This is a genomic window from Bacillus sp. KICET-3 (genome assembly GCF_033261025.1).
Lineage (GTDB): Bacteria > Bacillota > Bacilli > Bacillales > Bacillaceae > Bacillus > Bacillus sonorensis.
In genome coordinates this window covers 224,020-237,347 of the sequence record NZ_CP137345.1, presented here as the reverse complement: position 1 = coordinate 237,347, position 13,328 = coordinate 224,020, and the positions used below count along the sequence as shown (strand labels likewise).

The window sequence follows — 13,328 nt, the reverse complement described above, 5'->3', positions numbered from 1 at the left end:
TTAATCGTTTGTTTTTTTTCCGGACCACCTATTTATCCAAACGATACTTAGAAGAATTATTCCTGTTGTCATAATTAAAAAAGAATAACCTCCCATTACAAGTGTAGAATTTCCAACCGGTTTTACACCTGTCATTTTCAAATAATCCATTACATATTCACCGAATCGGTTTGCCCAAGCCCAAGGCAGGAGCCACCAGATTTTATCTCCTATTGTGGTCAAGCACAGAGCTGCGATAATCACTCCTCCAAACCCACATATACTGCACATTCCTATCCCATAATTATAACCAACGAATTGATAGAAGAAATATTGAAAGATGGAAGTTCCTGCAAAAATTATACCTGTTAAATAGTAGAGAGTAAAGTTAACTTCACCTACTCCGATCAGGTGCTTCAGAGCTAGGGTATAGATTGATATCGTTAAAAATATCGCAGCAAAATAAGAGAATATCATCATTGTTGTTTGACTTGTGAATGAAACGGTTCTGCTCTGAATTAATCCAAGTATATTTTGAAAATGGCCTGCCTCGTTTTCAGAATCGGCCACCAGCCCACAAATAATCGAAATGATGACCGGTGTACCTACTCCAATTAATTCGAAAAAAATGATATAGCTCGCTTCCGCACCTACGGGTACATTCCTAAATAAGAAGTACATCACCAAAACACCAGATAAAACGAGCGGAATGCTTATGTGTAATAATGAAAATATACTTCGCTTTCTTTTTTTACATTCGCCAAGAAAACATCTATAAAATTGCAGCATTATTTCACCTCAAGTTTATTAAAAGACCTAACAGTAATCAATGTCAGTATGAAAAAAAATGTAAGGCTTAAAACAAGAGCAGTCGGAATAACTGAATAGCTCAGAAGTTCATCATTTTGCGGCAAAGGGATTCCATTAGAGTGTAGCTTCGTTAAAGGCATTTGCACTCTTAAATGCCAGCTGTATGGAACAAACCACCAATCTCCCGTAGGAGCAAAAACTGAACCTAAATTTAAATTAAGCATGCTATTCAACAGTAAGGTGATAAAAAGATTCGTTTTTCTAGAAAGCCACAAGCAAAACGGGATCTGCCATAGTGAAGCTATAAACATTAAGATAACCGCTAAAATACAAGAAGAAAGTGAAACCAAATATGGACTCGTCTTAACCAGCAAACTCGTTAGGATTATAAAAATTATTAACAGAAGAGACCCTAGCCCCATTAATCCAGTTGTAAATAAAACTCTGCTTATTTCCTTTTTTTGAAGATCTATTGGTAAGCCTATAATCGTTTTAAAATTCGTCGATTTTTTTTCAAGATTATTTAAAAGCCCAGTGGAAAGGGCTACGAACACGGATAGCCATAATATTCCCCAATGATTAATGATCGTTTCTGCACTCAGCCTTACTATCTCCGGGCCGCCTAGAAAATTAAAACCTAGTGCAAGAATGGAGCATATTAGGGGTATCACCAACAACATTTTTCTAATCATTGTTCTTTTTGTTTTTATCATTTCTGATTTTAAATATAAATACATTCGGTAACCTCCTATTGGGCTCTATGCTTTCGTACAACATCTGTAAATAGATTTTCTAAGTTATCATATGAATGATATTTACCTTCATAACCGAGTATTCCATTGCTGATAATGCCGATATCATCAGCTAAATGTTCAACTTCCGATAACAAGTGGCTGGATAAAAGAACGGTCATTCCCTGCTTCGGAAATGAAGCGATCAATTCTCTTAATTCTTGAATCCCAATAGGATCCAATCCATTAGTAGGCTCATCTAAAATTAATAGCTTGGGACGATTCAAAATGGCAAGGGCAATGCCAAGTCGTTGTTTCATTCCCATAGAAAAATTCATCACTTTTTTACTTCCCGTATTTGTTAACCCAACAACTTGAAGAACCTCCTGAATTCGCTCTTTTGGCAGGCCGAGAATCGTATTTATCACCTCAAGATTTTCTATAGCAGTTAAATTCCCATAAAGCGGAGCATTTTCAATTAAAGATCCGATATAAATCAAATCTTTCCTTGTCCACTGATTTCCATTGAAAATTACCTCTCCTGATGTTTGTTTGAGCAAACCGGATATTATTTTTAGCGTCGTTGACTTACCTGCCCCGTTGGGACCCAAAAGGCCGTAAACAGTGTTCTTTCTTACATTAATTGATACACCGTTTAAAATGGTCGATTTTTTGTATTTTTTGGTTAAGTGCCTCGTTTGCAAGATATACTCATTATTCATCTTCAAATAACTCCTTTTCGTCTTTATAAATGGAGTTTAGCAATAAAAAATCAAGACTCCATCAATATCGAAAAAAACAGATGATTGATCAGTTAATCTGTTCAACCATCTGTTTAAGATGTTTTTTAAAGTTCCTGTAAATGAAGCATCTTTCTTCGAACTCTCTGGCCATATAATGTTTGGTATGCGTAAACATATAGTTTATTTTCGAAATCGCGGTCAATCTCAAACAACCTATTAAAATGCAAGTGAATGATGCTCCCTATAATGTTAATGAAATCACTCGTATGTTTATTGCTTCTGTTAATATGTTCTCTATAGACGTTAATACTTTTGCTTCTATATTCTAGGATATCAATAATTTGTTTTAGGTCTTCTCTTTTTTTAGCCTTTTCCCAATTGTTATAAGAATCTAGTTCATTGATGAAATCAAACTTTTCTTTTTTGAATTCCTTTTTATGAATGTCACTGTTTTTTAAGTTTAGCTGCAAGTAATTTAATTGATTTTCAAAAGATAATCCAAAGTCAATCAAGTAGTGAAGTAAGGAGATCACTCCAACTTGTTCTTGGCTCAGACTATTTTGTTTCATGACTTTAAGAATTTCCATCACAACTAAGCTATCATGGTAGAATAAATTTTCAGCATCCTTTATCAGCACCGACCCACCATACCTGTTGATTTCAGGGAAATAAGTATTGATGGTTACTTCATAAATGATGCTCATTTTTTGTAATTCAATTATGTACTCACTCAGCTTGTCGTAAATAATCTGAAGATTGTTTGGTTCTATTGAACGAAACCTCAATCTTATATGAGGTTTTGGGTCATTGTATCGCATATAAAAAAACTTATCATAAACACTCCTATCCAGTTGTGTTGAAATGAAGTATTTCATGTATTCTATTAATTCATCTTGGCGGTCTTCAGGGCCATAGAGTTTTAAAAACAGCCATTCTTTAAAAGGAGGATAGCTAACCTGCTGATATATACTTCCATTAAAGAATTCTTTCTTACTCTTATTGTCTCTGTATTCCTCTTTTAGAACAAAAGGAATTACCGCCTCTGCTGAGAAATATTCCTCACCTAAGGTAATAGCGGGGTTTCCAGCCTCTGCTTTCTCTAAAAAAGTACTTGGAAACTTGAATAAATTCTTATACAACAAGTTGAGGTTAGTTTTTCTTGATAAATCCAATAAAATTCGATTATCAGCAAATTGAAAATAAACATTATCCGGGACTGAATAAACTCTTCTGAACTTTTGGAATTCCGCCATAAATTCTTCAATTTTTGGGGCTCTTTCAAACTGCCCTCGCAGATTTTGTAAACTCCATTTCTCATTTGAGAGAATAATATTTTCATATCGAATTTCTGGTATATGAATAAATTCTTTATAATATGCACCCCATGGAGTATTACTCCATTCTAAATCCTGATTTAAGGAGATATCGCTCAATAATCGAATGATATTGCTTGAAGAGCTCAGATTTAGCATATTCATTCCTGATATATTCAGCAATCTTCCATTCCGTTTATTTTTCAAATAAAACTTTTCATTGTCACATCCAACAAGAATATCAGCTAATGTTAATTCATTGTTCGGATTATATGAATTAGTAAACATTGAAAGGTTATACTCTCTTGGTGTATTGATACGGGTAACATTCGCCATTCTAATGTTTGATGGAACAAAACACAGCTCCACTTGATCGATTTCACTTTCTTTTAACTCTCTGCCTACTTCGTCCAACACTTCAGAAAATCCATCGCTCAAATAACTAAATCTTCCAAATGTTTTCCCTGCAGCAGATGAACCTATATTGGGTCCCAAAAAAAGAAGATTTTCTCCGTTATTATTTTTTCTTATGATAAAATTTAATTCGAGAGAACTCGGTAACCTTTTCTCGTCTACCTTCATATTTAACTTGTTAATTTCTTCATCTGTTATGATAATAGGATGCTTATTTTCAACAGCAGCTAAATACTTATTCATAAAATATCTTTTCAAAAGGTTATGTTCTTCAGTTGTTACCGGAGTATCTTGAGTAAATCTATTTTTAGGCCTACTATAAGATTTTAAAGCACCAATTCCATTAACTTCATCTAAAACATCCGCTATTGGTACTTCAACGTAAGTTCCAAACTTCTCAATAAACTTTAAGCGATATTCTTCAAAAATATTTTTATAGCTTTTAGAGTCGTCAATTTCAGAAGCAAATTTCATTAATAATGTAATACATTTATTGATATTCTTGATATCTCTCTCATTTATATAAATTCCATCAACATCTAATTTTGTATCTACTTGTAAATATTTTTCATTTGTAAAAGAATGGATTCGCCTTAATTTTTCTTGGATTGTTAAATAATTTTTAGTTCCCTGGCCGATAGGAGCATCATTATACTTTCCAATCAGCACATCCACTTCATTGAGTGGTTTACCATATTTCTCGTATAAAAAGGGTATTTTTGACAATTCATTAATTGTGTAAGTTAGAAGATTCGTATTACAAAGGGGAGGTCTTATTTCAGAAATAATAAATTCTTTTTCAATCAAGGTTTTTACATAGGCTACAAGATCGTCAACATCCCTTTTCGGATATCTTTCTTGTAATGCCCGAACCATTTTTTTGAAACTTACATGTTCTTTTATACATAGCTTCTCAATAAGCATTAAGGGCTTACTGTAATTAACATTGATTTCTACTGTCTTTCCATCCAAGTTATAAGGAATATGTAGGCGATTACCTTTACGATAAGATGCTGTGTTCATTTTAAACTTTAAGTCATAAAAATGCTCTACTTCTATCTTTTTGATAAGTTTAAATAACCATTCTGCATCAATACGACTTTTCTTTTTAATATTGATTTTTGAAGGCTTGGACGCCTCAGTCTTCTTTAGATCGAGTATTCCAACTCCTGTAAATAAACCAAAAGGAGTGGTTCTAGTCGCAGCTCTATTAATATAGTTTCCCAGGGAAGCAATCAGGTTTCTCTTCTTTTTCTTAGATAATGTAGAGAAATCTTTATTTACTAACGTTTTATAAATATTTTCGCTTGCTACCAAAAGCTGTTCGCATAAAAATGTATCGTTCTTTATCGCCTCTATACTTTTTTCGATGTCATAAAATCTTTCCATTAATGAGTTTGGATGTAACGGTACTCTAAGCATATATTTACTTATAGGTTTAAAATAACTTGTCATAATAGTCTTTCCTTTCTCCAAATTAGTCATCTAATAAAAAGGCAACATTCCATATCGAAGGACTGTTCTCTTCAAAAGATAGAAGGGATAGCAATATTCCCACCACACCTTGTAAAAGCCCTATTGAATTAAGTTTCAATTTATAGTTATCCTTAATTTCAATATCGCAATAACCGAAGGGATTTATAAAATCAAAAAATTCTTGGGTCTTTGATTTTAAGCGCTTTGATTCATTATCAAACTCCTGCACACCCGTTTTTTCATAAAATCTTTTATAAAGATACGATATACCAGCATAACCATGACAAAAGGAAGGCGAAAAGATTTTCTGTTCATTTCCGATTAGATCCTTCATGGCTTGTTTTGCAATCTCGGAAAGTTCCCTATCATTTAATGCTTCAGCGGCAGTCAATAACGAAAAAGCTGTTCCAGGTGTTCCATAGCACCAAGCTGAACGTGTCGGTAGACGAAGTGGACATTCTTGGTTAAAATATTGTTTTACGTCTATCATCCCCCCCCAATTATTGTCATACTGATTTTTGAGTTTTACTAAATCATAGGCTATTCTTTTTATAGCTTCGAAATGCCCTTTTACAAGAATCCCTCTTTTATAAGCCTTACTTAAAATAATTAAAGGGCCAGGAATTCCATGTGACAAACCTACATTCAATATTCCGTTCTTATAGGTTTCTTTTTCACTATCTGAAAATAAAAACTCATTTATTATGTGCCAATTGGGTATTTTTTCACCTGAAAATTCCTTATAACCAGATAAAGAAACAAAATAGGTCAAGATTTTTTTTAAATACTTTTCACTTGTCGGATCATTTTCTATGATGAAAAGATAATTTGCGATTCCTGCTAATCCTTCCATGACATCATAGTCAAACATCTCATAGTTCGTCTTAAAGTTTAAATTGGTTAGTATTTCATCTAATTGGTCGTACAAAAAACGATCTAAAGACTTTTGTAATTTAGAATAGTAAAGCCCCCGCATACTAGCTATTCTTATCGAAAATGCAATTCCCGCAGTCCCTGAAAATAATGAAGCTCCAAATATTCCTCTCTCATTTATTAAATTAACAATCTGCTGGACATACCTATTGGAATACTCTATCCAGCAATTCTCATTATCAGTAACTCCCAAATTACTAAACAATATGCATAAAGAAGGATAACCATGACTAAGAGTCATTGGAGAAAGTGTTTGTGTAATCTCTCCTGCATTACGATAATTTACTTCATTTCTTTTCGACTCCGTTTCTACGTACGATATGTCGGCAATTCGTGAAGCAATATCCCGAATACTAGTTTTGGTTTTTATGCTATCCAACATATTGATCTAACCTCCCTAAATAAAGCCTTTAAAAAACAGCCTTCTTAAAACTGAAGCTTACACTCATTAATTACTAACCATAGAAGAGTTGCTATCAATTTGATCTTTTTCATATAAACTGCGATACACATCACAGTTCCTGATGAGGTCCGAATGATTTCCAATCCCGTCGACTGCACCATTATTAATCACCAAAATTTTCCCTGCATGTTTTGCAATTTCTACCTTATGAGTGATAAAGATGCTAATTTCATTAGTAGCCAATTTAAAGAAACTTTCGAATATATGTTTCTCGGAAATTGCATCTAGGGCTGAACTTGGTTCATCTAACAAAAATAAAGATGCTTCCCTATAGTAGGATCTTGCAATTGCTACCTTCTGCCATTGACCTCCTGATAATTGTGTTCCATCATCAAACCAATTGCCCAGTTGAGAGTTTAATTGATATGATTTATTCCCATCCTTTAAAAAAGTGACATTTGCCATTTCCAATGTTTTATTTATTTTTTCCGGATCATTCATATTTGAAGTATCCCCCACAGAAACATTGTCTCCAAGTGTAAATTCATACTTTAAATAATCTTGAAAGAGGACAGATATACATTTTCTATAAGATTCATGGTCAATTCTTTTAAGCTCTATACCATTAATTAAAATTTCACCACTATAATTAGTGTATAATCCGCAGATTAATTTGAGTATGGTACTTTTTCCTGATCCATTGACACCGATAATCGCAAGTAAATCTCCCTTTTTGATACGAAAAGATACATTCTCTAAGGAATTTTTACTTCCATCATAACTGAATGAAACATTTCTAAATTCAATCTCATCAATAGAATTTATTTTAATTTTATTAGAATCTACTGTTTCTATTTCAAGATTTAAAAACTCATCTAGTAGTTCCATGTATAAGTTACTCTCATACAGCTGATAAATGCTATTTATTAATGATTGACTATTAGATTGAACCATACTAATCGATTTAATATAAGTTGCTACATTACCTATTAATAATTTTCCTGTAAATGCACTAATTACAGCAATGAAAACAACAACACCCATGCAAATATCTTGAATCGTATTAAAAATAAATCCATATATCATTTTCTTTTTATTAATACCATTATCTTGGTCTCTAAAGCGTTGTTTAAGCCTCCAAAACCGGTTTAAAAAATAGTTTCTCAAACCATACATTCTTATTTCTTTAAAAGAAAAATCGTGCGTCATCAAATAGCTGATGTACCAGGCTTCTCTTTCTGAATTACTTCTTTCAAAGTGAATCTTAAAGTTCTCTTGTGCAATTTTTAAGTAATAAAACAAAGATAAAAACGGGAGTAAAAAGAGGATTATTATTAGGTATGGTTTCCATAATAGCAAAATAATCGATGAAGATATGATAGTTACACATGCTGAAATAATTCCCAACAAGGCCTGAAAAGTTTGAAAGGGCCTATATCCAACTTCATTTTCCAGGCGTGTAAGTTTATTATATATATCTGAATTCTCAAAATCCCTCATTGAGAGCAAGCTACTTTTTTCGATAAGCAGAAAGTTTATTTTATATTCAAGTAGAAGCCGTAACTTACCATTAAAATAAGACGATATATTATTCAACCACTCAGAAAACAAATTAAATCCCAAATAGATAAATAACATAATACATATTTCTTCAAGTAAGCTCTTTTTTAACTCAATTGCATTCAATAGCTGTTGAAACAATAAGACAGATACGACTGAAGTCAAAGAGGTTCCAATTGTAAGGATTACTACAAAATAAAAATTTCTACCAGTTATATTAAAAATCATCTTAATCGTCTTGCACAAAAGCGTTAGATTCTTCTTAATACTTTGCATTATTATCATTCCGTTTTATTTTTTTTGTTAGCAATTTATTATACAAATTTTAAGACTCATCATTTTTCTGTATGCAGTTCCTTTCATCCCAAAATTATGTATAGATTAAAAGGACTCTAGCACTTAACCTATTATTTCTTAGGCTAGCAGTTAAGCGCTAAAGCCCTAAGACGAACAATTCAGCTTTTAATTAGAACAATATATTACGCAGTTGTTGTGAAGCAAACCCACTTCCAACAAGATCCTGGGGTACATAAATATCTACTTCCGACTTCCGGTTTGACTACATCTTTTTCACTTGCTTGTTTTACGTTTAAATCAAAATCATCAAATTTTGGCAATTTCGGTCTCTCCCTTTCTAAATTTTTCGAATCTCTATTAGGTAATTTGCAAAACCTTTGTCTCATATTCATCCAATGGTTTAATTAATGATGTAGATCTAAAGAGTGTCTCAAAAACTATGTACTCCCTCCTATATCGTTGATTGAAAATTATCTCACTTTAACTCTTTAAGCAGTCGTTGTGAAGCAAACCCATTTCCAACAAGATCCTGGGGTGCATAAATATCTGCTTCCAACCTCTGGCTTAACCACATCTTTTTCACTTGCTTGTTTCACATTTAAGTCGAAATCATCAAACTTTGGCATTATCAGTCACCTCCTGTTAAGAACCATATTTTCAGAAGTACATAAGCTCAATTAAACCTTTTGAACCGGATTTTCTATATGATATTGGTTTTGCAATTTTGATAATATTAAAAAAATATCAAGATTTTATCAAGATTTTATATTTTTTTGATATTTTGCCCATTTAATGGTTTATTTCCCATACCAGGTATCTAATATTTTATGCTCATATCAAAAACACCCTTTTTCCTTATTTCGATCAAAAGCAAAAGGGCAATGAGGTTTTCGGATACAACTTTATTACTCTCAGATTATTTCATACTAGCGAGAATTTGCTCCACAGTGATGGTAAAGTGTTACTAGTATGCAGGTTAATCTCTGCTGTCATTCTTTGACGTTACCGAAGGTATAGTTTTAATTTTCAAAGGCAATGATCAATATGCTGTCTTATGTTGCTGTGAATTGAATCCATCAAAGTTTTGAGTTTTTATTTTAAGGAATTTGTAAATTCATCATCTCTTCTATACATAAAGCATCAGCCGTAACTAAACCAATGAATCAAAACAAAATGTAATATCACATTGAATAATTCCCCACTTCATCATCTGGATACACAAGTATGAATCATTTTTAATATAGAACTCTTGGAACGCACGCCACAAACGCTGAGTCATTTGCTGACCGGATGATCAGGCTCATGGATCAATTGCAATGAAGGCGAAGCAACGTGGAACGCCTTTGATGTCATCGGTCACCTGATCGAAGGGGAAAAGAATAATTGGATCCCGCGGATTGAAATGATCATCACAAAGGGAGAAACGGAAACATTTCCTTTGTTTGACCGTTTTGGCCAGATGGAGAAAAACGCTGAGAAAACCATTGAGCAGCTGCTTAGCGACTTTACGGATCTTCGCCGGGAAAACCTGGGGACATTGCGACGGCTGATTCATTCACAGACTGATTTCGAACAAACGGGCATACACCCTGAGTTTGGAATCGTCAAACTTAGAGAACAGATCTCAACATGGGTTGCACACGATCTTACTCACATCTCCCAAATTGCAAGAGTGATGGCGAAGCGGTATCAAGAGGATGTCGGGCCTTGGAAGGCTTATTTGCGGATTTTGAACAGTTAACATTGTTATTCTAGAACCTGATCAAGCGCTCCTTTGAAGACGGCCCTTCAGACACCGTTTGTCATCGAACCAATTCTTGAGCCGCGGCCTTCTTTAATGCACTTTAGAAGTTCTTCTGGACATTAAAAAAGCCCCCCCTTTGGTTAATCCCGCCAAAGGGGGGCTTCTCATTTTGGTTTCAATTAGCCTTTAAGATGACTGAACTTTGCTTTCGATTTGGCCTCAAGACTCAACTGCCCGTGCTGTCCTTCTGTTTTCATGTTGTTTAAAATATTCACTTTGCAACTGACCCATATGCACAATGTCATGCCATACACCTTCCCTGAACAGGGCCTCCCGACTGGTTCCCTCATGGCTAAATCCTAATTTCTCATACAAACGAATCGCTTTTTTATTGAAGGAAAACACTCTAAGATAAACCCGGTGCAGATTCATTTCTAAAAACGCATAGTTCAATAGCAATATCAATGCTTCGCTTCCGTAGCCTTTGCCCCAAAAATCCTTCTCTCCAATGTCGATAATACATTCAGCATTTCTGTTCTTATCATCAATATTGATTAATGATGTAATGCCAATCGGTTTTTCATTTTCCTTCTCAATCATCATATAACTTTTGGCCGTATTGGCGCCCAGGATCACTTGTTCAATAAAGTCTCTTGTTGCGTCAATCGTATAAATATCTAAAGAAGGGTTCGTATTTCGCATCACTTCGATATCATTTCTCCATGTATGGTAAAGCTCTGCATCATCTATCGTAACTTTTCTCAGCTTCACCCTGGAAGACTCGAATAACATGACTGTTCACTCCTTTTTTGTCGGTTTCATCATTTGTTCAAGAGAAAAAAGCAATACAGACAATTGCTCCTTAACTTTTGTGTTTGCATTCCCCAGTTGAAAGGTATCCAGCATTAAACCATTAATGAACGAAATGAGATACCGCGCGATAAGTGCAGGGGGCAGCTGGAGTTGAAATTCACCTCGTTCCACCCCTTTATAAATTGCTTTTTCAATAGCACTGGCAGTTCGCTCGTAGCGTTCAGAAATATAAGGGAAATTCCCTTTATTTTTTACAAACTTTGAGGAAATGAAAAATTCAGCTCTCGCAACCAATAGAGAATGATCCACTTCTTCAATTTGAATCTGCCACCCTTCTATCCAGCGTTTGATGGCTGGCCACAACGGTCTCTCATCTAAAAATAGATCGATATTATCCTGATCATCTAATTTAAGAACTTCGATAAAAATATGATCAATATTATCAAAGTAATTATAAAGAGTTCCCCTGGAAACATTGGCTTCATCCATAATATCCTGCATCGTGGTGTTAATATATCCGTTTTTGATAAACACTTTCTTAGCCGCGTTTAATAGTGTGCTTTTCTTTTCCTCCCTATATTCTTCATCGACTTTCGGAGCCATATTGATGTCACCCTCCTTTTAGATCAAAAATTAAAAAACTATACACGTGTGTCATTTTTATAGTTCGATTATAAATGACACGAGTGTATAGTTTCAATCTTAAAATGGAAAACGTTGCGGATTTTCCGGAGCATTCTTTACCATGTGTGCTTTTTTCCAAAATAGATGTTTGTGTTAAAAACTAACGGCTCCTGTTTACAGCGTATTCCAAGTTCTTATACGCCATTATTCTGCATAGTGCTATGACGAATGAAGCCAATGAACCTTCAAAGCTAATCAAGGCAGCGGATTATTGACTGACTTCTTTTACATTTGGTGCTTTCAGTTTAGTATCTGAATGAGAAGTCAGCAAAAAAACAACAACAGCAATCGCAACCCCCAACGCTCCAATCCAGGTAATAGAGGCCAATGATACATTCTCTACAAAAATACCCCCTACTCCTGCACCTGCAGCCATAGCCAATTGCATCATCGACTGATTGATGCCAAGCAAGACACCTGACAATTCCGGTTCTAGCGTCGCTAAGTGATATTGCTGCGTCGGGCCGGTAGACCATGCGGCAAACGACCATAATATGAGGATGATCAATACGCCGATATATGAGTGGGTGACGAGCGACAGCAAAATCAGTGTGATGATATGCAATGTCATCCCGCTAACAAGTGTAAAGGGCACTCCCCATCTATCAGTGCTATATCCCCCAAACTTCGATCCAACCAAGCTCGCGATTCCAAATATAAGCAAAACTCCGCTAAGCAGGTTGCCGCTTATCCCTGAAATATTCAGGAGGTACGGTGACAAATAGGTGTAAGCAATGGCATATCCCCCGAGCCAGAAAAAAGTGACGGACAATCCCATCGCCACTTTTCGTTTCCTCAAAAGGGAAAGCTGCTGAAGCAAAGGGACGGGCTTATCCCCTTCCGTATGCGGGAGAGTCAAGAATATAATGATCATGGCAATTAACCCCAATAAAGCAATTCCGCCAAATACAGATTTCCAGCCCAACGCTTCAGCTGTCATTCTTCCGAGTGGAACACCAATGATAAGAGAAGCGGTAAATCCCATGACGACGGTAGCGATCGCGCTGCCCTGTTTGCCTTCCGGAGCGATCTTGGCGGCAATCGTTAATGCGGTGACAACAACCATTCCCGCCCCCAACGCCATAATAACCCGTGCTGCAATAAACCAGCCGTAACCAGGCAAGGCAAAGGCCAGGATATTTCCGAGCACAAACAAACCGAGAGAATATATCATTAATTTGCGTCTATCGATACTTGCCGTCAACGCCATAAGAATCGGTGTGAAAATGGCATACACGAGTGAAAAGATCGTAATGAGCTGGCCCGCGGCCGCTATGGTAATCCCAAGTGTATGCGCAATATTATCCAGAATACCGGAAATGATGTACTCTGAGGTTCCCACTAAAAAACTGATAATGGCCAAAATATAAATTTTCCAGGTGTTAGACATAGTCGTTCACTCCTTAAGTTTTTGCATTCACATATCAC

12 protein-coding genes are annotated in these 13,328 nt (G+C 35.2%); 1 reads left to right on the top strand and 11 read right to left on the bottom strand.

The window, feature by feature from the left end; all coding sequences use genetic code 11:
* From R5H20_RS01330 to R5H20_RS01300, 8 genes are all read right to left on the bottom strand, one after another.
* The gene (locus R5H20_RS01330; protein ID WP_006639984.1) at positions 1–768 is read right to left on the bottom strand and encodes a lantibiotic immunity ABC transporter MutG family permease subunit; all 768 of its coding nucleotides are present in this window, start codon (positions 766–768) and stop codon (positions 1–3) included.
* The gene (locus R5H20_RS01325) at positions 768–1,526 is read right to left on the bottom strand and encodes a lantibiotic immunity ABC transporter MutE/EpiE family permease subunit (RefSeq protein ID WP_006639983.1); all 759 of its coding nucleotides are present in this window, start codon (positions 1,524–1,526) and stop codon (positions 768–770) included. Before R5H20_RS01325 ends, R5H20_RS01330 begins: the two co-directional genes overlap by 1 nt.
* 11 nt (positions 1,527–1,537) lie before the next feature.
* Positions 1,538–2,242, bottom strand: coding sequence for a lantibiotic protection ABC transporter ATP-binding protein (locus tag R5H20_RS01320; protein ID WP_006639982.1), 705 nt, complete (start codon positions 2,240–2,242; stop codon positions 1,538–1,540).
* A 125-nt stretch (positions 2,243–2,367) separates the two neighbouring features.
* Positions 2,368–5,445, bottom strand: coding sequence for a lantibiotic dehydratase (locus R5H20_RS01315; RefSeq protein WP_006639981.1), 3,078 nt, complete (start codon positions 5,443–5,445; stop codon positions 2,368–2,370).
* 22 nt (positions 5,446–5,467) lie between these two features.
* Positions 5,468–6,781 carry a lanthionine synthetase C family protein gene (locus R5H20_RS01310; protein ID WP_006639980.1) on the bottom strand — a complete coding sequence of 438 codons (1,314 nt, stop codon included), beginning with the start codon at positions 6,779–6,781 and terminating at the stop codon, positions 5,468–5,470.
* A 66-nt stretch (positions 6,782–6,847) separates the two neighbouring features.
* Positions 6,848–8,638: an ABC transporter ATP-binding protein gene (locus R5H20_RS01305; RefSeq protein WP_006639979.1), complete on the bottom strand. Its 1,791-nt coding sequence runs from the start codon at positions 8,636–8,638 to the stop codon at positions 6,848–6,850.
* Between the two features lie 203 nt (positions 8,639–8,841).
* A complete protein-coding gene (locus R5H20_RS23490) occupies positions 8,842–9,045 on the bottom strand; it encodes a gallidermin family lantibiotic (RefSeq protein ID WP_081605422.1) in 204 nt (67 codons plus the stop codon).
* A 102-nt stretch (positions 9,046–9,147) separates the two neighbouring features.
* Complete coding sequence (locus R5H20_RS01300; RefSeq protein ID WP_006639978.1) at positions 9,148–9,285, bottom strand: gallidermin family lantibiotic; 138 nt, start codon at positions 9,283–9,285, stop codon at positions 9,148–9,150.
* A 680-nt stretch (positions 9,286–9,965) separates the two neighbouring features.
* Here R5H20_RS01300 and R5H20_RS01295 point away from each other — a divergent pair.
* Positions 9,966–10,400: a DinB family protein gene (locus R5H20_RS01295; RefSeq protein WP_309521058.1), complete on the top strand. Its 435-nt coding sequence runs from the start codon at positions 9,966–9,968 to the stop codon at positions 10,398–10,400.
* A 222-nt stretch (positions 10,401–10,622) separates the two neighbouring features.
* Here the strand turns inward: R5H20_RS01295 and R5H20_RS01290 are convergent, their stop codons facing one another.
* From R5H20_RS01290 to R5H20_RS01280, 3 genes are all read right to left on the bottom strand, one after another.
* Positions 10,623–11,195, bottom strand: coding sequence for a GNAT family N-acetyltransferase (locus tag R5H20_RS01290; RefSeq protein WP_006639976.1), 573 nt, complete (start codon positions 11,193–11,195; stop codon positions 10,623–10,625).
* 6 nt (positions 11,196–11,201) lie between these two features.
* Complete coding sequence (locus tag R5H20_RS01285; RefSeq protein ID WP_006639975.1) at positions 11,202–11,819, bottom strand: TetR/AcrR family transcriptional regulator; 618 nt, start codon at positions 11,817–11,819, stop codon at positions 11,202–11,204.
* A 289-nt stretch (positions 11,820–12,108) separates the two neighbouring features.
* Positions 12,109–13,290 (bottom strand): MFS transporter, encoded by a 1,182-nt coding sequence (locus R5H20_RS01280; protein ID WP_006639974.1) that lies wholly within the window; start codon positions 13,288–13,290, stop codon positions 12,109–12,111.
* Positions 13,291–13,328 lie beyond the last annotated feature (38 nt).

What these genes read in the sequence shown, in the direction of transcription:
- R5H20_RS01315 (WP_006639981.1), bottom strand. Translation starts at nt 5,445, where the DNA reads ATGACAAGTTATTTTAAACCTATAAGTAAATATATGCTTAGAGTACCG.
- R5H20_RS01280 (WP_006639974.1), bottom strand. Translation starts at nt 13,290, where the DNA reads ATGTCTAACACCTGGAAAATTTATATTTTGGCCATTATCAGTTTTTTA.
- R5H20_RS23490 (WP_081605422.1), bottom strand. Translation starts at nt 9,045, where the DNA reads ATGAGACAAAGGTTTTGCAAATTACCTAATAGAGATTCGAAAAATTTA.
- R5H20_RS01325 (WP_006639983.1), bottom strand. Translation starts at nt 1,526, where the DNA reads ATGTATTTATATTTAAAATCAGAAATGATAAAAACAAAAAGAACAATG.
- R5H20_RS01285 (WP_006639975.1), bottom strand. Translation starts at nt 11,819, where the DNA reads ATGGCTCCGAAAGTCGATGAAGAATATAGGGAGGAAAAGAAAAGCACA.
- R5H20_RS01290 (WP_006639976.1), bottom strand. Translation starts at nt 11,195, where the DNA reads ATGTTATTCGAGTCTTCCAGGGTGAAGCTGAGAAAAGTTACGATAGAT.
- R5H20_RS01300 (WP_006639978.1), bottom strand. Translation starts at nt 9,285, where the DNA reads ATGCCAAAGTTTGATGATTTCGACTTAAATGTGAAACAAGCAAGTGAA.
- R5H20_RS01330 (WP_006639984.1), bottom strand. Translation starts at nt 768, where the DNA reads ATGCTGCAATTTTATAGATGTTTTCTTGGCGAATGTAAAAAAAGAAAG.
- R5H20_RS01310 (WP_006639980.1), bottom strand. Translation starts at nt 6,781, where the DNA reads ATGTTGGATAGCATAAAAACCAAAACTAGTATTCGGGATATTGCTTCA.
- R5H20_RS01305 (WP_006639979.1), bottom strand. Translation starts at nt 8,638, where the DNA reads ATGCAAAGTATTAAGAAGAATCTAACGCTTTTGTGCAAGACGATTAAG.
- R5H20_RS01320 (WP_006639982.1), bottom strand. Translation starts at nt 2,242, where the DNA reads ATGAATAATGAGTATATCTTGCAAACGAGGCACTTAACCAAAAAATAC.